This window comes from Maribacter dokdonensis DSW-8 (assembly GCF_001447995.1).
Classification (GTDB): domain Bacteria; phylum Bacteroidota; class Bacteroidia; order Flavobacteriales; family Flavobacteriaceae; genus Maribacter; species Maribacter dokdonensis.
Genome location: NZ_LDPE01000001.1, coordinates 1319189 through 1339848, shown reverse-complemented (window position 1 = coordinate 1339848; position 20660 = coordinate 1319189). Strand labels below are relative to the sequence as shown.

Below are 20660 nucleotides of genomic sequence, written 5' to 3'. Positions count from 1 at the left end.
TAAAATTACGAAAGAAGTATGATTAAAAGGGGTTCAATAAAAAGAATCGTTACATCTATCGTTTCAATGTAAAATGACCCTTAACTTCCTTATTTGAAATTGTTACCGCTTTAAACCAATAATCAGATTCAGGTAGTGGTCTACCGTTAAAAATACCGTTCCAACCTTTTGTGTCCGGTGATAATTGTGCCAAAAGTGAACCGAATCTATCATAAATAAAAATCACCGAAAAATTGTTTTCTCCTGTTTCTATGGGAGGTATGAATCTCCAAAAATCGTTAACACCATCTCCATTAGGAGTAAAGAATTTTGGAAAACCATTAACGGTTAAATCTTGCTCTACCTGCCATTGCGCTGTTCCACAACCTTCTTTATCACGCACATAGACAGTGTGATTTTCAAGTGATATGTTGTTGAATCTATTGCTATCTTGATAGGGTCCGTTTTCATTGTCCAAGGCAAATTCATAATTACCTGGTGTAGTGGTATTGATGATGTAGTTTAGTGAGTTGGCGCCTATGTCAACAGATACTTCTTCTATTTTTGGAGCTTCTGATATGGTGACTTCAAACATTTTAAAAGAGGAACATTCAAACGTACTGCGGGAATCTTCTAATATTACATAAGCTTCATAAATATACTTTCCTTCGGTATCAATGAATACTTCTGAGCTTGAGGATAATAGAGATTCGTTTCCTCTTTCATCCAGTTGGTACCATCTATAACCATCCGCTTCATCAGTTGCGGTAATTCTGTTTAATTCATTTCCATCGCAAATAGAAATTGTATCTGGAAATGTTAACTGGGGGTTTAAAACGATTAAATCTCCGCTTATTGGATCAAAATAGGGACCGCAACCCAATATGGTGGAGAACGTTTCTTGACTACACCCAATGGCTTCACCTGCTTCATTAAAGGGAATAATAGAAATAAAAAATGTGCGATTAGGCTCTAGGTCAATAATTACGGTCGAATTTTTAAATAGTATGGCATTCTCCAAAATATTGGTCTCAAAGGGCGATGTGCCTATAGATACTCTGTAACCCGTTGCGTTTGGTACTGGGTTCCATTCCAGAAATTTGTCTAAAGGTACATTGGTTTCCCCATCAAAGGGAGTGATCATACTTGTGCATTGGGGTAATATAGCTGCCTCAGCTGTCGTAAAAATTATCGTATTGCAACCCGTTGCCATTCCTATGCTATTGTAAGGTATTATGTTTACAAAAATATTAGCTTCTGAAGGTAAGTCTGTGGGCGGATTATAAGAAAGATTGTTGCCAATATCTAAATTGTTGAGAATCTCACTACCGTTCAAGGTAGTTCCAATAGATAAAATATAACCGGAAGCACCTGAGGCTGCGCTCCATGAAATATTGGTGCTTGTATTTATATTGTTGGCATTGTTTGAAGGCAATGTAGATGGTACACAATCTGGCACTTCGGTTAAAGCTGCCGTGGTAAAACTTTGGATATCACAAACAATATTTGGTTGGTTAAAAAAGAATAATGTGATGGTTACGAATATTTTGGTATTCTCCGGTAGCCCGGTGGGTGGACTAAAGCTGGTAGATGTTCCTACATTTCTTTCGTTTACAATGTCATTACCACCAGCGGTTGTTCCAAGTGAAATAATATATCCAGGTACACCGGTTACAGATTCCCAAGTTATAGGCGAATTAACAGGAACTGAGATCGCTCCATCAGTAGGGTTTAACAATGAGGGACATTCTTGTGCAATTGATTTTAAACTGGTGAAAAATAAAGCTACAAAAAGTATGGGCAAAGCCAATAGCTGGGGTAATCGTATGTCCCATATTTCTTTCATAGCATTTTTGTAAACAATACAATATACTATAAAATGAAAATTTATGGTTGGTTATCCTTGTTAAATAGGACCATGTGTTGCATCTGGTAGATGAATTAAATTAGAGGTCACGCCTTTTTAATATTTTGTATGAGCCGTAAATGAAAATAGCTGTCCAAAATAATACTATGATGACTTCGTACCAATGAACGTGATAGTTCAAAGCTAATTTTTCTCCCATTTGATTAGCTACTGATTGTACAGCGCCTAACCTGGAAAATGGTTCTTTAATGAGATTGAACATGGATTGTAGTGGAAACAAATTCATAATGGAATCTGTGGTTTCCCCGTCAAAAAACTTCCAACGTAAGATGCCTCTAAATATACCTTCAAAAACTTGCCAAAGGATTAAAAAACCTAAAGCAAATGCGGATCGTTTAACCAATACTCCTAAAAAAAGACAGAAGGAAAAGAAACCCGTTAGTTTAACAAAAAATGCCAATAGAAACTCTAAATCGGTAAAAATGATAGATAATTCATTGAAATCGGAATAAAACAATCCCAAAATGAGCGAAACTATAAACACGAATATTGTGGATACTAAGGAAAATGTAATTACGGTCAAAAATTTAGAAAGTATAAACTCTCTTTTTGAGAGTCCGTCTATTAGGTTCTGTTTTATCGTTTTATTGCTGTATTCATTAGACATCATTGAAACGATCACTATAGCCAAGAACAATTTAAAGAACGCGGTTATAAATGTGTTGAAATGCCATATATAGGGAAAGTTGAATATCCCTTGGTCTGCCAAATGAAATTTTATGGGACCTATATCAAATTTAATTGCCGCTACCAAAGCGATTGATGTTAATAAAGCGAAGTAAGAAATGATCAGCACTTTGCTAGCCCTGTTATTCCACAATTTTATAAATTCTATTTGAAGTAATCGTATCATTTGCAAGGGGTATTAAGCGTTAACATTTTTGGTTAGTGCCAAGAATTGCTCTTCTAGACTTTCTTTTCTTTTCACTAGGTGCGAAGCAATTATGCCATTGTCAAAAAGAAGTTTGTTTAAAGTTTGGGCATCTAACTCAGAAGTTAAAAAAGCTGTGACCAGACCATTTTCTTCTTTTATGTTACCAAAATGTTCATTGTTGTTTAAGTAGGCAAAAAGCTTGTCCGTATCTGAAGATTTAAGTTCAAAAAAGCCAAAACTTGCTTGTAAACTGTCTACTCTGCCAGAATACAATTTTTCTCCTTTTCTTAAAATAACTACATGAGAGCAAACTTTTTCAACTTCGTCCAATAAATGCGATGCCAATAGTATAGTTGTACCCTTTGCTGCGATAGTCTTAATAATCTCCCTGATTTGATGAATTCCTTGTGGATCTAGTCCATTGGTAGGTTCATCCAGGATTAAGATTTCAGGATCGTTCAGTAGGGCAGAGGCAATGGCTAAACGTTGCTTCATCCCTAAGGAATATGTTTTGAATTTGCTGTTTTTTCTATCCAGTAAACCAACAAGTTCAAGCTTTTCTTCAATTTTATCTTCAGGTACTTCTTTAATTTTACAAACCAATTTCAAGTTTTGTAAAGCGGTCATGTACGGGTAAAAATTTGGACGCTCAATAATAGCTCCAACTTTTTTCAAGGCTTCATGTGTAGAAGTGCCCCCACCGAACCAAGCAAAAGCTCCACTTGATTTATTGACAACATTTAAAACAATGCCCAATGTTGTGGATTTTCCGCTGCCGTTGGGACCTAGAATACCGTAGACATTTCCTTTTTCAATTGTGAACGAAAGATCTTTTACCGCAGTTAGATACCCAAATTTTTTAGTAAGATGATTGACTGATAGAATAGTACTCACGTCAAGTGTTTTTTGATTGATTATGCTTACTTGACGACTTACTTGACAGTTTGTTACAAATTCATACTAAATTCTTGGTGTATAAAATTGGTTTTATATTAAAGTAAATAAAGACAGTTGCTTAACAACTGTCTTTATTTTTATCTGTAAAGGGTGAAATTACCTACCATTTCCCTTGTGTCAGCTTCACCATTTAATTTAATGATGTACCAATAGTCTCCGGTTGGCAATTCATTGTTTTGATAAAAACCATCCCAGCCATCTTCATTATCCTTAAAGGTATAAACGGTTCTACCGTATCTATCATAGATCGAAACAAAGATTTCAGGGTATATCTCTATGTTCAATGGCATCCAAATATCGTTTTCTCCATCACCATTTGGTGTAAAGAAATTTGGGATTTCTATATCAATGAATTCTATAAATATACTTGCAGTAGATTCGCATCCGTTTTCATCTACCACGGTTACATCGTATGTATTGGTTTCGGTAATGTAAAATACATTTTCAGAACCCATATCCCTATCGCCTAAATAGAACGTATAGTTTTCTCTACCTCCGGTAACAGTTGCGGTTATTTGGTTAATATTACTTTCTTCAACACTAATCTCTAGAGGTTCAAAAGCTTCTATTTCCACTTCATAAGTAGTTAAACAGCCGTTAGCATGGGAAATACTGATATAGTGGCTACCTGGTGTCAACTCTCTGAACATTGGGTTCAGTTGCATCTCCAAAGGATCAACGGTGTCTAATCCAAACAGTACATCATTTTCTATACTTGGGTCGTTAAGTACAATATTTACATAATTACTTGGGAAGTTACCGTTACAACCATATACCGGTTCAACCGTTGCGCTTAAGTCAACCCCCGGATCAATAGTAACTATAATCGTTTCATCGCAGCCTTGCGCGTCTTCAATAAAGATGATATAATCACCCGCTGCCAAGTCTGTAAAACTCAATCTATCCTGTACAAAATCTGTTTCGCTTTCCAAACGTGTACTGTAAGGTGCGGTACCGCCAATAATAGTCAAGTCAATTGTACCATCTTCTTCGCCCACGCAAATCTCGGGTGTACTGGCAATGGTCACTTCAAGAATTTCCGGTTCGGTGATAGTTGCCTCAATCAATTCAAAACAGCCATTAGAATCTTGAGCAATAATGGTATAATCACCAGGTGCCAATTCATCGAATGTATTATCATCACTAAAGCGATCTAAGTTAGGTGAAATAGCATATTGATAAGAGCCCGAACCACCAAGCATATTGACAGTAATGCTACCATCATTAGCTCCGTTACAAGTAACATCTACAATATTGGTATTGTTGGTGTCAATTAAAAGTTCATCTGGTTCTGTAATATTGATCATTGCCGAAGATACTTCACAATCATCGCTCTGTACTCTAACGTAGTAGGTACCGGCCATCAAGTTTGTGAACAAACCAGTGGATTGATTAGCGCGTACTTCTACAGTTAGACCAGCGTCCGAAAATAAAGCATATTGGTAATTACCCAACCCGCCTTGTGCCTCTGCATCGATTACTCCGGTATTATCACCATAACAACTAATTGTTGGGTTATCGTTTTCAAGGTTGACCGTTAAAGGTATGATCGGGTTGATCGTAATACTATTGCTTAATACGGATACACAACCAAGATTATCTTGAATGTAATAAACATAAGTGCCTGGTTGAACACCTGTAAATAAATGGGTGTTGGGTCCATTGGTTTCGTTCATTGCATAGAATGTAGATGAGCCATCTTCATTCCACATATATGGACCTGTACCACCAGAAGCTGTCAGTAACAATTCGGCATCGTTTAAACATGTTGCTCTTTGTGCAGTTACTAGTTGACCCTTAACCTCAATAGGCTCTACGATCTGAACAATTGCAGTTTCGTCAGAACAATTTAAATCGTCTAGAACGGTAATACTGTAATACCCTGATCTTAAATTGGTGAAAGTAGCAGTAGTCTGGGTGCTTGTTGTTTGCAATAGGGTTGCTCCCGGTCCGTCGCCATCATAGGTGTTAAGAACATACCTATAGTTAGTGGAAACCGACCTAGGTGTAAACCCGGCTGTTATTTCCCCATCTGCATCACCCTCGCACTCTAAACCTTTAACAGCTTGAATATTAGCTATTATTGGTTCTGGGGGAGTTAATGTAAATGCATTGGTGAAAGTTTCTGTACAACCTAAACTATCGGTTACTTCTACAGTATATTGACCGTCGCTTAATCCCGTAAATAAATTGCTATTTACTTGGTTGGCAGTATAATTAGTATTTGTGCTAACATGTGTTAATACAATATTGAACGGCCCTTTACCACCATTTGGTGTAATGTTGGCACTGCCCATATCATTGCTACAGCCCACATCTGTAGTGGCAATAGTAGCTAACGTTATAGGTGCGCTAGGAGAGGTAATCGTAAACGACCTTTCTTGTACACATTCTGGAGTGCCCACTTGTGATGCTCTCAATATATAACTTCCGGCAGCAACCGGTATGGTAGCTGTAGTTCCTGTTCCGTTGAAAATTCCAGTATCATCCGTTCTTGTGGTAGATGTGCCATTGGCATGTAAAACCTCCCAATTGAAATCTCCGGTATACGTGGCATCTGTAAATGTTACTTCTATAGCCCCGTCTGTTCCAAAACATACCACATCTGAAAGTTTATTTACTTCAATATCGAACGTATTTGGGTTTTCAACGATATGGGTTCTAGTAATTTCACAACCAGTGGTCACATTCCTTATTCCTATGGTGTACGTGCCAATTGCAAGATTTACAAAGGTATTATCACCTGTTTGATAGGTTGCGGATGGTAAAATTCTAAATTCGTAATTACCTAGGTTTGTAGTTGTATTTGTAACGGTGCTATTTACATTTATAGTAATGTTTTCTCCGCTGTTTACACAGTCTAAATCTCTATCCACTATAATGGTAGCATCTATGAAAGTGTCATACGGGTCAATGGTTACAATATGTTCGGCAGAACAACCTTCATCGTCATAAACACGAACAATGATATCACCACCTGCCGCGTCTGTATGGGTATAGGTTAAACTACTACTGTTTTGTAATACGGTAGCAGTTGCGTCATCTATAAACTCAAAGCGGTTGTAGGTTCCACTACCGCCACCAATAGAACTTGCATTGATGCTGATAGTTGCATTGTCGGAATCATTTCCTGTAGCACATCCAAATTGATTAGGTACCGGTGCGGTAAATGTTATTGCTGTATTTTCGTCTACAACAACAGTCTTTACTGTGGTACAGTTATTTTGTCCCGTAGCGGTTACGTCATAAGAACCACCTGGTAAATTTATAAAAGATTGTGTGCCGGCATCCCATGATGCACCAGCGGGCATAGGGGTTAGGGTATATGAAAGCGGATTATTTCCATTGTTAACTTGAACCATTTCAATTTTTCCATCTTCAGCTCCTGCACAACTAACTTCAATTGGAGTTGGTGTAAAATCCGGGCGAACGGCCGCAGGAATGGTGACATCAAAAGTTCTAAAGCAATTTGGTGATGCAGTACCTATATCATATACATTTACCGTATAAATGGTATCTGTAGTATTGTCTGGAACGCTTACCGGTACGTTCATGGCACCGCCCGTAAGAGTTTGTCTTGCTTCCACATTTGAAGATACACTATCTAAAATTTCGAACTCATAATTACCTGAGCCAGAAATACCTTCTATAGCTATTTCAGCTTCATAACCTGCACCACAACCTAATTGCTTATCTAAACTTGCAGAGGCTTGTAGGGTAGGGTGTACCACAATATTTGTGTCTTCGGTACAACCTGTAGCATCTTTAATGAATACACTATAACTACCTGCTGGTACCGTGTTATAGACACCTCCATTATTTTGATAGGTAGAACCACCATCAATGGAGTATAGGATTGTACCGGAACCTGATGCAGTGATATTCACAGATGCATTTGTACTACAATTTGAAATATCTATGCTGTCAATAGTCGGCGCGGCCGTAAAGCTCATGGTAACATCATTAAGTGGGTAAGAGCAACCATATTGATCTTCTACCGTAACGGTATAAATGCCTGCTGGTGATCCAGCTGCAATCTCAATAGGGTTATCACCTGTAGCCGTAATAGTGGTAAAAGGTGAAGGTCCTGTAATGGTGTATGAATAAGTGCCGCCACCACCTTGTACATTGTCTATTAAGATCAACCCGGGGTTTTCACACGAAATATCTTGAATAGATTGTGGGTTTCCAGTAATAATATCCAATTCATCTAGAATGGCATTTTCACTGGCACTGATACATTGTTGGACACCACTACCATCTATTTGGGTTACTTCTATATAATATTCGTTTGGTGAAAGACCAGTAATTGTAATGGTATTGCTATAGGTTACTATACCTGCACTTTGATCAATTACATTATTGTCAGTATCAAATAATGTCCATTGCATACTTGGTTCGGTAAAACCGTCTTCGTCAACTATAGTATATGTTATTTCTCCATTGTTGGATAAATTACAAGAAGGATTAATTTCTGGAGTAATGGTCATTGGTAGACCTCCGGCAATTTCGTTAACATTTACTGTACTTTGTCTAATACATGTCACTGGTGTATTGTTATCTCTAACATAGAAAACATAGGTTCTACCAGGTATCAAATTTGTAAACTCATACATACCATGTCCTGCAGGTACTGTACTACCGTCTAAGGCAGTAGTGCCACCTGGGTACCACGTAGCGGTACTTTCATCAAAATTTGCAGGGTCACTTGAAAAAGTATATTCGTATCCTGGAACTCCTTCGCCACCTTGTACTTTTACTTTTAATTCATCACAATTTTCAACTACGGATGTAGTCGTAATATCTAAATCATCTAATGGGTAAGGAATGATTTCTCTTGGTAAATCTGTTTGACAAATTAAATTGCCGCTACCGTCAATTGTTCTAATGGACGGGAACACTTCATCACCAGAAGACAACCCAGTTCTAAAACTAGTGCCTGTTTGCCATGTGCTACCGCCGTCTTGACTATATTCTATTGTACCTGGCAAACCAGTAGTAACGTTGGTGAAATCGAAACCAAAATCAGTATCCGCTCCGCTACAATCACTTGCATAGGCTAATACAATATCTGCTGTAAGTTCAGCTGGTGCTGTGATTGTTACAGATTCCGTTTCAGAACATCCTGCTTCATCGGTAATTATTACATCGTAATCACCTGGTGCAAGATTATAATAGGTTTTAGTAGAACCAACAACATTGGTTTGTACTTGGTCTGGTGTGCCGTTGCTATTATCCACTAATCGGTAATCGAAAGGAGATAATCCGTCATTAATAGTAACTTCAATATTACCTGTGCCGTCATGACATTCTGGGTCAGTTGCTACAGCAGTAATGTCCAATACCGGATTTGCCGATATGGTTTCGGTTACCATAGTTTGGCAAGCATCCGTACCATTTGCTTTATCCCTTACATAAATATCATAAGCTCCAATATCTGCCAAGGCAATTGTTGTAGTATTACTAGTAGAGAAATCGGCATTGGTAACTGTATTGCCAGAAGGAACAAAAGCATACATGAAATTGCTATCTCCGCCTGATGCCGTTGCCGTCAAGCTTCCGTTGGCACATACACTTGCATTTACCGGTACTACACTAAGGGAAATTGTAGGTGCAATGGTAATGGATTGTATGGCTGAAACACAGCCATATTCATCATTTACCTCTACTTCATAAGTACCTTCGGATAAGTTGCTGAATGTATAGGTAACGTCGGTTATTGGAGAAGGTGTTTGCCATGCTCCGCCGTTAATTCTAAATGAGTAACTACCGTTACCATCGGTTACCGTGGCTGTAACAGTACCATTGTTTTGACCGTCATAACATTGTGTTGCCGTTAAACCAAAAGCAATAGTCTCCGGTTGAGTTACGGTTACGGTAGCCGTTGAAACTGCTTCACAATTATTATCATCCCTTACTCTTACATGGTAGGTACCTGCCGGTACGTTCAAGAACTGTGTTGAGGTAGCGTAGGTCCTTATTACGGTATTATCTGTTAATTCTAACTGATATTCATAACCTGGTGTGCCTTCATTTGCAGATGCTTGCAAAGTTGCCCCAGTATTAAAGCAAGTAAATTCAGCAGTTTGTTGAAGATCTGCCGTTAAAACGTTTGGCGACGTCAACGTTGCAGATGTTGCTGAGGTTGCGGTACATGAATTGTCATCTATTTTTTCTACCATTACAGTGTACGTACCATCTGCTAATGTTGCAGGGGTTGTAATAGGTGATGTAGTTTCCGTTGTCCAAGTTGCACCATTATCAACAGAATACCGGTAACCAAAAGTTGGGTCAAAGTTAGATACTTCAAAACGTATGCTACCATTATCACTACCGTTACATGTAGGATCGGTGCTACCTAAAATGGCAACTTCAAAAGTTTTGCCAGATTCTACGATTACTGTAATGTCTTCAGTTTTTTCACATATTTCCGGAGTTTGAGATGCCTGGATATCATCTAGCACCAAGAAATTACCGTTGTCGCTATCAAGATTGGTACGTAGAACCACTCCTACTGCAGTATTTGCACCTGGATTGAATGTAACGGTTCTTAAGTGCCAATCATCGGCATTATTATTTTGTGGAATAGCAGCTGTAGCTTGACTGCTGATAACATTTCCAGAACCGTCTACCAATTCTACCAATACTTCTGGGTCGTTGCCAGAGGCATTGTCCACCAAAATATTGTAAGCGTAGAATGATATGGTGATATCTTGATCGGCAAGAGCTTCCAATCCGGTTCTAGACCATAATACATTGTTATTTCCTGCAGACGTACTAACGCCAATTGCCATAAACCTGCCATCTGTTATGCCCGTATGGTCATTAGGACTTCTCCAAGATGTGTTAGGGTTGGTAATTCTGTTCGTTACTGCATATTCCGCATTTACAAGTATTCCTGCAGGACCTAAGTTACAATCCGTTTCAGTTCCATCTTGTGGTTCGTAGCAATATCCTGGTCCTATTTCTGCAATTTGTGTAGTAACCCCAGCACCAAAATTCTCTAAAAATAAGGTACTTTGCTCCGGAGCAACAGTACTGGTATACCCAACAGTTATCGTTTGGGTACCAGAAGCCACATTGTTGAAAATATTGTTATCTATTGGGGCATTATCAGTACCGTTTAATTTATAGGTATAGGTAAAGTCGGTAGTGTTAGAAGGCGTGATCGTCACTATGCCGTCTCCATCACACTCATAAGTAATAGCATTGGTGAACGTAGGAGCTATAGCAGAGCTTGGTACCGTAATTTCTAAAGGTGTTTCACAACCTAGGGCATCTTTGATGGCTAATTGATAGTTGCCGGGAGCCAAACGTTGCTCATCAACGCTGGAGAATGTACTACCACCATCAAAACTGTAGGTATATGGTGCTTGACCACCACTAGCATTTAAAATTTTTACTACTGCGGTTGGTGTTGCGGCCCCAGAGGTATCACAAGAAGCATCTTCTATTATAGAAGGTGATGCTGTAAGAATGAACGGTTGGGTAACTTCATATTTTAAGGTTTCCGTACAAGCATTACCTGGGTTACTGTTAGTATCCATTACGGTAATGGTATACACTCCGGCGGCTATATTATTAAAGAAGTTTTCTGTCTGATACGTTGCTCCGCCATCTAAACTGTATTGATAAGGAGCATTGCCACCAGATGCAGTAATCGTCAAAACAGATGTAGCTGAATCCGCACAGGTAATATCTGTGTTCGATGCCGAAATGCTTATGGTACCTAAATCTTCCATTGATACGATATTGGATAACCCATAACATCCGTTATCATCCCTAATTACAAAAACATAATCACCATCTTCATTTGGAATATAGGTAGAAGGCGAACCTTCATAACCGAAAAGGAATGTTGGGTTAGAGGTGAATTCCGAATCTGGAATAGTTGTTTCATCAGCATACGGAGCTACACCATCTTTACTATAAATGGCATATTCATAACCTGTTGTTCCACCAGTTGCCGTTAAATTAATTACCCCTGCAGAACACGTAATATTATCTTGATTTGTTGCTGTTAGCCTCAGTTCAGGAATTTCATCTACGGTTATCGTTTTTTCGTCAATACAACCATCTGTTGTAGTAGTTACCACAACATAATCATCTGCTGAAAGACCAGGAAATGTATACGTGTTGTCAGAAGAAAGTAAATTATTGGCTACCAAATCTCCTTTTCCACCACTACCGTTATCGAAGTAAAGCTCATAGCTATATTCTGGTGAAACGTTCAATGCTTGTATTGAAATTGTTCCTGCTTCTGTACAATCGAATGGAGTTGAACTTAATGTTGTCTCAAAAATTCTTTCTGCAATACCTATTTCTTCCGTTTCAAATACACAACTGTTTTCAATAGGCTCACCTGTTGAAGGATTTAATTGTGTAATCTGTACTTTGTAAGTACCGCTAGTTGCGATAGCAAAATTAGGACCTTGACCAGCACTGAATGGTACTGCGATAGTATTGTTCTCAACGTCATATAACTGATAACCATAACCGCTACCTAAGTCTATTACACGAATAGAACCTTCTGTATCACAGATGATATCAGATGAATCCGGTTCAGGAATATCCAATGTATTTTGGTATGCATTGAAATAGAACCTACTGAAACATCCACCTTCATAACCAATGACTACACGATATTTACCACTTTCGGTAACGGTAAAATTATTTTCATCGGATTCCTCTTCCCATGTCCAATTTCCATCTGTATTGGCACAGTTGTCGCTTACATCGCCACAAGTAGCGGTGTCACAACTTGTTTCGTCAAGTTTTTCCCAGGTAATGCTCAAAGCATCGGTAATGCCCAATTGTATAAATGCACTATCCAAATCACCACATAGAAAGATATGTGGCATGGAACTGTTGTCATTAGAACAAGTTACCGTCTCACCTTGAATGTCATTATCTGGATTACTGTCACTATTTACTTGATTTAAATAGCTTATGATTGGGTTGGTCTGTGTTTCTCCATAACGCTCAACCGTAATTAATTCTGTATGGTTTGCACACCCTGATGTTGCTGTTTTTTCAACAATATAGTTACCTATAGTAGTTACGGTTAGAGTGTTAGATGTACCATCAACTAAAATAGTATCTCCAGAATCTATAACACCATTATTGTTATTGTCGATTGCCCAAGTATACGTATCAAAACCTAGACCTGCGGAAAGCGTGCCGCTTGCACCACAAAGTTGAACGGTACGGGCTACGTTACAATTTGCCAAGGCATCTGAAACATTGTTGGCTGCAACTTCTAAAGTAGTGGTACAAGCACCTGCCGGATTACTACCATCTTCATCAGAAAATGTATTGGTGTTCAATGTACCCGTGTAATTGGCATAGGCATGGTTTTCTAGTTGTGAGGCACAGGCCGCAACAAACTCAGAACAGTCCCCAGCAACAGATACCGTTATCTTTATTTTATACTCAGGGTCGTCAATTTGAACCAGACCGTCCGGTATGGTAAAGGTTATTGTTCTGGTGCTTTCGTCGTAACTGTTGGTTACTCCCGGGGCATCATCAATGTTAATATCATCTAAGCTAACGTTATCCGGTAAAACATTTTTAATCGTAAAATTGGTAGCATCATCATCACCGGTATTCTGAAAACGTATGACATAATTGAATGTGTCACCTAAGTCTACATTTTCACCGTTGATGTCAGTACCACCTAATAATTCTGAGGTATTGCCTAAAACAATTACCGGTGCAAATACTTGAGTGTAAGATGCCGCATTTACTGTACCATCCGTAGGGTCTACTGCAGGAACTCCTGTGCCATATTCACCACCATCACCACCGTCGGCAGCATCATCTTTGTAATATTCGTTGGCATCGCTACAACCGTCGCCATCACTATCTAAGTCTAAGTGATCTGGGTAGCCATCCAAATCGGTATCTAGATTTGCACAAAATCCGGAAAAGGACGCTGTATTATAGGATAAAAAGGCAACGTCTGCATTTGAACTAAGTTGTAATCTTAGATAAGCAACGTCAGCTAAATTGGCGGTAGGTATGCCAAATTCTGATAATTCTACAGTTGCCAAGCGGTAATCTCTAGTGGTATTATTATAAAAAATGCTACCATTAGAATGGTAAATATCCAATCTGTAAGAACCAACTACATTTGCAAGTGCGCCGCCACTATAAGCTTGAACACGTACTGCATTTCCTAAGGGTGCACCTGTTGCATCATAAAGACTAACAACGTGACCAACACCACTTGGGTCTGCCACTTGGGTCAGTAATATATCTGGTATGCCATCACCAACATTGGTAGCTACTATAGGATCTATTTCATAAGTCCATGTGTCACCAATATTAACAATACCGGAACCAAGATCTAACCCATTTTGTCCGTGAGTCAATAAAGGATTTAATGGGTCTGTGGTAGGGTCGTTAATAATGGTCAACCCTAAAGCATTATCGTTGTTCCCGTCATTTAAATTCGCTTCAAATGTTGCTTCGCCATAAATATTATTTGAAGGGGTTAAGGCCATCCAGCTAGATTCTGTAGCTGAAATATCTGAAAATCCATCATTGTTGGAGTCTATTCCATCTAATAAACCATTACCGTCAGTATCAAAAAGATTATCGTCTGCAACCCCTGTGGAGAAAGTAGTTCCACCGGACGTGAATGCCAATAATTCATGTGATAAGTTTGGTAAAACCGGATTTCTTGATGTTGTAGAACTTCGCCAAAAACCGGAGTAGTTAGAGAAAATTTCTGTTACCGCAGTACCACCTTGAACAGTGCTGGACGGTGAACTGAAATTAACTTCACTGGATATAATACACATTTGTTCAACAGCATCATAAATTCCATCATTGTCATCATCTAAATCAACACTATCTACAACCCCGTCATTATCGAAATCATTATGAACTATAATTCGTGCAGAAGGCTCATCTCTTGTAAGATTTGCGTCTGTTTGGTCTTGAGTATTGGTTGCTGTATTGACGAGGTTCAGTAAAGGTAAAATGTCTATTTCGTCTGCAATTACTTCTAAAGTTAAAAATGCTACTTCACCGGGAGCCAGCGTTCCAATATTCCACACACTGCCATTAAACGTACCTGTTATTGTTGTCGCTTGTACTAATGAAAGACCAGCGGGAATATTATCCGAAACCTGTAAGTTGGTGATATCATTAAAGTATAAATTCTCTGCCCTAATGGTAAAAGTTGCGGTTTCCCCTTCAACTATTTCAGGTTTGTCCACTGTTTTTTCTATAAGTACGTCTGGTTCACAATAGAAAATTTTAATGGTTTGTGAATCATAGGTACAAGGACCTTTAGTACCTCTAACGTAGTAATCACCTGCAATAGTAGCGGCATATTCAAAAGAATTAGCTCCAGGTATGATCTCACCATCAAAATACCATTGATATGCATCAAAATTGTCATCTGACGCCTCAAATATACTTGAACCAGAAAAACACTCGCCTTCAACACCGCCATTAATTCTTAATACTACTTCTGGTACGGTATCAAATCCTGAAAAATAGCCGGCAACACCTTGTGCACCGTTATAACCAAAAAAGCCAATAGCCATTGGTCCGGTTGAGGTTACACTGATATCACCATCTAAGTTAGGGATGTAAAAAGTTTTCCAATCATCAGAACCGGCAACAGGATCAGAGGCAGGTTTTGAAATTTCAACGCCGTCTTCAAACACCTTAACATTAGAATCCGCTGTATTAACCGAAGCAATAATAGTTAACCCGCCTGTAACCGTAGTACCTGCTATGTTCCTAATATCTGGAATGTTGTCCATTACATCTGGTAAAAGACAGTTGACCGGAGCAACGAAATTTAAACCTTGCGTATATAAATTACTAGATCCCGCCATAGATTGGTAGGCATAGACGTCTTTTGAGGTTTGAACGAACATGTTAGCACCTACTGAATTAGAAGAGTAATAACTGCTAGGAATTTTAAAGAATTCTCCATTATCAATAGTTGCTAAAGGTGTTGTGCTTCCATTCACGTATACATGAGTGTTGTCTGCAGTGGCAATAACTAAAGGAAACTCCGTAAGACCATTGGTGTTACCGTTTCCTCGTATAAATACATATTCCTTACCAAGTTTATTGATCGGTACAGGTTGATCAATGCCGGCATCTCTATGGCTTTGTCCGTCTTGACTTCCAAAGTTTATAGAACCATTACTTATTACAATATCTTTGGTAGATACGATAGAGGCACCTATCCAACCGTCTTCATGTGCCTGTGTATGTGTATTGCCAATATATGTTTCATACACGAAAGATTCATTGGCGTTCAATGTTATAGTATGCGAGTTGGCAGTTATACCAGCTCTGTTGCCGCCTACCCTAAATTCACAACCAGGATCATAACCGGATAATACAACGGTTGTATTATCTTCCGTGGCCATAATACCCAATGTATTCGATTTTGATGAATGGGTACCTTTGTTTGGAACACCGCCCCATTTAAAGTTGGTTCCCATTGCTTGTCTACCTTTGGCGGTTAACGATGCTGCCTGTGAACCAGATTTACCTCTATAGTTCACATAAAACTTTTCTCCACCGGCTGATACAAAGCGCAACCCGCTATTGGTCAATACTACTCCGGTATTGTTGTTGTCTACAAGGGTGATATTATTGTCTCCATTACCCAAAGTCCAAACACCAGGGTTTAGATTGTCTATGGTAATAGTCCTTTCAATGGTGTTAGATGTACCTCTGTACACGTATACGTTGAAAGGCGTAGTTTCTGGAGTAGATAAATAAATTGCCTGGTTTTGAATACCTGCATTATTTTGACCTTGCTTCATTGGTGGTAAATAATGCAAGTCGCTCAACTGGGCAGTTCCCAAAAAAGAACTGAAAGCAAGCAGAAAAAATAAATAGGATTTGAAAAGGTGTTTAATCGGAGTAATCATCAGTTTGGTTTCAAGTAGTTCTTAAAACAAATAACGATACCTTTTACCTGCTTTGTAAAAAATTGTTGTATAACCGCGTATTATGTCAATGTATGGCCAAATTCTATATGCATGAAAAAAATTATTGGAATGAATTGTGTATTTTGTTAGTAAATTCGTGCTATGTCAGAAGAAAAATTAATGTCGAAAAAAAAGCCGGCTTACCCCGTAAGCGAAGCTTTAGATGGCTACCTGGAACATTACAGTAGAAAAATTGAAATTCCTATATTTTACGACGATTTACTACGGTTTTCAGGGTCGGTCGTTGTCTATGATAAAAATGATGAAGATACGCTTTGGGTACGCGCATATTATTCTGAATTCGATAGAAAGGAAATAGATGATAGTTTAAAGAAAGTATATTCCATTTTATTATCTGATGGTAGTGATAATATTCATCAATATTTAAATGTTGATGCGGTGGATTTTTGCACGTTTGGGAATTCAAAACCATTTCGGATAAAAATTCGAAATATTCTAAACGATAACTTTACTTATTTCTATATAAAAAAGACCGATGCATCTCGTATTTATGGGTTGGAATTGGAGCATATGCTTTCTCCTTACAACCTTAACTTTTTGGTTTATAAGGATACCTTGATTGAAGAACATATTGCCGGTATTCCCGGAGATGAATTTATCAAGAATAATTTACCTAAGTGTACTCCACGAGAAAAGGCGCAATTGGCGAAGGAATTTGTTAAGTTCAATGAGCGTTGTATGATTAGGCTTTTGGGAGATATGCGATCATATAATTATGTCATTGTGCCTACACATGATTTTGATCACGTAGTGTATAAAATACGTGCCATTGATTTTGATCAACAGTGTTTTGAAGGAAAATTAAAGGTGTATAGACCTCAGTTCTTTAAGGAGAACTATCAAATGGTAGAATTGGTTAGAAGTAAGCTTACCCATGATTCTGTTGATCAATATAAACTGGAAGAACGTTCTATGGTAGCTAAGCGTATTTTAAGTTCTGGTAATAGAATAAAGAAGTTACGTGCTATTTGTAAGACCGATGAAATATCTACACCAGATAATATTGCCATGTTAAGGGAACAAATTGAGGTATTGACCATGGATATGGATTTTCAGAACTGTAAGACAATGGGAGAGGTGCTAGACCTAGCTTTGAACTTTGTTCGTAGAAATTATGAAGATGTCAGTGTAAAGCAGATTATTGAGCATAATATTAAAATAAACAGCTAGTATATATTATGGTAGTCATAGTATTAAAAAAGCCATTTTTCGTGTGATGAAAAATGGCTTTTTTAATACTAAAGTTAGACAAGGCTAGCTTTTCTGTTCTTTGTTGAAATACACTAGGTAATAGTACATTTGTCTTTCTTCGTCCCAGCCTTTTTCTACAAATTTTTCAGCAGATTCAGGATTTATGAAATCCATTTTGATCTGTATGTTGGTGTCAAGATTAATAACGTTCTTAATTTTTTTACGAGCATCTGATACCGCTTTATTGGCAATGTCAAAATTGGATACATCTTCAATGCTGAACTTAGGTCCTTTTTCCGTTTTGTAATGTTTGAACTCAGGAATCAATTCTGGGTTTTCCATTACTTCATTTAAGAAAGAAGACTCTTCAAAAGAATCGTTTTTTGCAAAATGGTTAACCGCTCGGTTCATAAAAAGAACCTCTTGTTGTTTATCTTCCGCTGGTAAAACCACGTCCTTTGCAAAATTCTGACAGAACTTTAAATAGTTTTTGGTCTTGAAATTATCATCTGAAAGCGGGTCTACACCCAAGAAATTTTCTAACCAATATTTGGTGTCATATTTATTGCTATCTACTGAAAGTACTTTGTAACCTTCTTCTTTATCAACATTGAATATTAAACAACCTTTGTCAAGCTTGTTAATGTTTATACCCTGTTGAATAACAATATCCAAATTGCTCCCTTTTTCTTCAAACTGAATAAAATCATGCTTGAGCTCACTTTTAAAGATACCTATGGCATCTACTTTTTTATTGTCCAACAATAGACCGGATAGGTAAGCTACGTATACCTCACCACTTTTAATATGCGGGTGATTAGATTGTTCAAATAATAAAGAAGCTACCTTTTTAGAGTTTAAATGTGCTTTAGAAGGGTCCTCAAAAACTTCACTGACAATTTTGAACAATTCGTTGAATTCCACATCAACTTCATTGGCCAGTTTATAATAATTTTCTTCCTTTTCCCTAAAAGGCTTAAAGAAGTATTCTTTTAATAGACCAGTAGTTTCGTCATTAAGTCTAAATGGTTCTTCAGAAAGAAATATACCTTCATTTTTATTTTTGTTACCAACTCTGTGGATAGAGATACTTTCTATTTGGGTAGCATATAGGTTGATCATAAAATGTTATAAATTAAATGGTTATACGTGACTTTGGTTCATTTGGTAACTGGTAAATTAATTCCAGTTCTCATCAAAATCCAAGTCATCATAATTATCAAAGGTATCATCAAAATCAAAGGCACTGTTCTCTGCCTCAAAGTTTTTTTCTGGTGGTGTCTCAGGTAATTCGCCAAATGTGAATAGTACATTAGGGTAAGCACGACCATCTTCTTTTGGTTGTATATCCGCCAGTTCTACAAAGAAGGTCCACATGTTCATGAAATCATAAACGTAAATCAACTTTGGGTTGTTTTCGGTCATGATGTCCTCTAAAAAAGTTTCGTTCATTAAACGAACGTCAGAACCAGATTCGCTCATATCAAAAAGTGCAATTTCTTCGTCTTGTTTCCACTCTTCATCGCAGGTGTAAAAAGATGCCATTTCATTGCCTAAAAAGCCAAATGCCTGGGTAATAGTATTATGAAAGTCCTCTAAAGAGTTATGAGCTTCAATTTCTAAATCTCTAAAAATATCTTCTTCGGCGTCTAGAATCACACGAATTTTATAAATCATACCTTAAATTTTGCGGGAGGGCAAAGTTACGAAGTTTTGATGTTTTTCCTAGGCTTTAATGCATCTAAAAGTATGTAGAATTGAACTCCAAATAGAATTGAAGCCAATACCAAGTGTAACGGCTGACTTGCAAAAGGAAAATCTAAATAGTTCATGGCTATACCTGTAATTACCTCTACTGCCAATAAAAACAAGACCCAGTAAATTTTAAAATGTCCTAAGTTTAGTTTGGTGATCCGGTAAACCAAGTATACATTGATCAAAAGTACGATGATTGAAAAAGATCGATGTATATAGAATAAAACCTCAGGATTTTGTAGCCATAGACTTTTAGCGTCATAACCAAATATATCTATTTGCTCGTCTACAAATTGACGAACCTGTGTGCCCATACCAATTTGTACTAAGGTTAACACTAATGCTATTAGACTAAAATGCAGTACCGTTCTGTCATACCTTATACTTTTGTTTTCTTTATTGGCCAAATAAATGATGTACAAGAGCATGGCAACAATGACCAATGCCATGAGCATGTGTATGGTAATTTTGGCAGGTTCTAGAACTGAGTATACTACCGTAGCGCCTAACCATGCTTGAAAAACCATACCTACTACCACTAACCATGATAATATAGGAATACGCTTTTTCTTTTTCCAAAATTTTAATGATATAATGGCTAGCAAAAGTGTAGCCAACCCAGCTAGGGCGCCAAACAATCTATTAATATATTCGATCCAAGTATGCCAAGGGTTGAATTCGGCGTAGTCATGCTTGGTATACATTTCCCAGTTTTCTTCATTAAATGAATTTGTAGTGGTAAATGTTTCTTTTGAAACTTGTAAGGTTTCGTTCCAAATAATCACTTGTCCTTTTTCAAACGTTCTGTCTGCTTGCCACTTAATTTCCGTAACATCTGTTGGTGGAATATAATAACCAAAGCATTTGGGCCAGTCTGGGCATCCCATGCCACTGCCTGTCATTCTTACTACTGCACCGGCAACAATTACCAAGTAAACTAAGACTAACGATATTTTGGCAATTTTTCTAAATGTAATATCCATAA

8 protein-coding genes are annotated in these 20660 nt (G+C 37.8%); 1 reads left to right on the top strand and 7 read right to left on the bottom strand.

Annotated features, from left to right (window positions below; all coding sequences use genetic code 11):
• Window positions 1–55: 55 nt before the first annotated feature.
• The 4 genes from I600_RS05820 to I600_RS05805 form a co-directional block, all read right to left on the bottom strand.
• Window positions 56–1825 carry a T9SS type B sorting domain-containing protein gene (locus I600_RS05820; protein ID WP_058103532.1) on the bottom strand — a complete coding sequence of 590 codons (1770 nt, stop codon included), beginning with the start codon at window positions 1823–1825 and terminating at the stop codon, window positions 56–58.
• A gap of 100 nt (window positions 1826–1925) precedes the next feature.
• Entirely contained in the window at window positions 1926–2759 is an 834-nt protein-coding gene (locus I600_RS05815) for an ABC transporter permease (RefSeq protein ID WP_058103531.1), read from the bottom strand.
• A gap of 12 nt (window positions 2760–2771) precedes the next feature.
• Complete coding sequence (locus I600_RS05810) at window positions 2772–3674, bottom strand: ABC transporter ATP-binding protein (protein WP_058103530.1); 903 nt, start codon at window positions 3672–3674, stop codon at window positions 2772–2774.
• Between the two features lie 140 nt (window positions 3675–3814).
• Window positions 3815–16648, bottom strand: a complete 12834-nt coding sequence (locus tag I600_RS05805) for a T9SS type B sorting domain-containing protein (RefSeq protein WP_058103529.1) — start codon at window positions 16646–16648, stop codon at window positions 3815–3817.
• A 162-nt stretch (window positions 16649–16810) separates the two neighbouring features.
• Between I600_RS05805 and I600_RS05800 the strand changes: the two genes are divergently transcribed.
• The gene (locus tag I600_RS05800) at window positions 16811–17899 is read left to right on the top strand and encodes a hypothetical protein (protein WP_058103528.1); all 1089 of its coding nucleotides are present in this window, start codon (window positions 16811–16813) and stop codon (window positions 17897–17899) included.
• Window positions 17900–17983: 84 nt separating this feature from the next.
• On the opposite strand, the gene I600_RS05795 is transcribed toward I600_RS05800, so the two are convergent.
• The 3 genes from I600_RS05795 to I600_RS05785 are packed head-to-tail and all read right to left on the bottom strand — an operon-like array spanning window position 17984 to window position 20658.
• Complete coding sequence (locus tag I600_RS05795; protein ID WP_058103527.1) at window positions 17984–19042, bottom strand: nucleoid-associated protein; 1059 nt, start codon at window positions 19040–19042, stop codon at window positions 17984–17986.
• Between the two features lie 57 nt (window positions 19043–19099).
• Window positions 19100–19597, bottom strand: coding sequence for an IS1096 element passenger TnpR family protein (locus I600_RS05790; protein ID WP_058103526.1), 498 nt, complete (start codon window positions 19595–19597; stop codon window positions 19100–19102).
• A gap of 26 nt (window positions 19598–19623) precedes the next feature.
• Window positions 19624–20658, bottom strand: a complete 1035-nt coding sequence (locus I600_RS05785; protein WP_058103525.1) for a COX15/CtaA family protein — start codon at window positions 20656–20658, stop codon at window positions 19624–19626.
• Window positions 20659–20660: the final 2 nt, after the last annotated feature.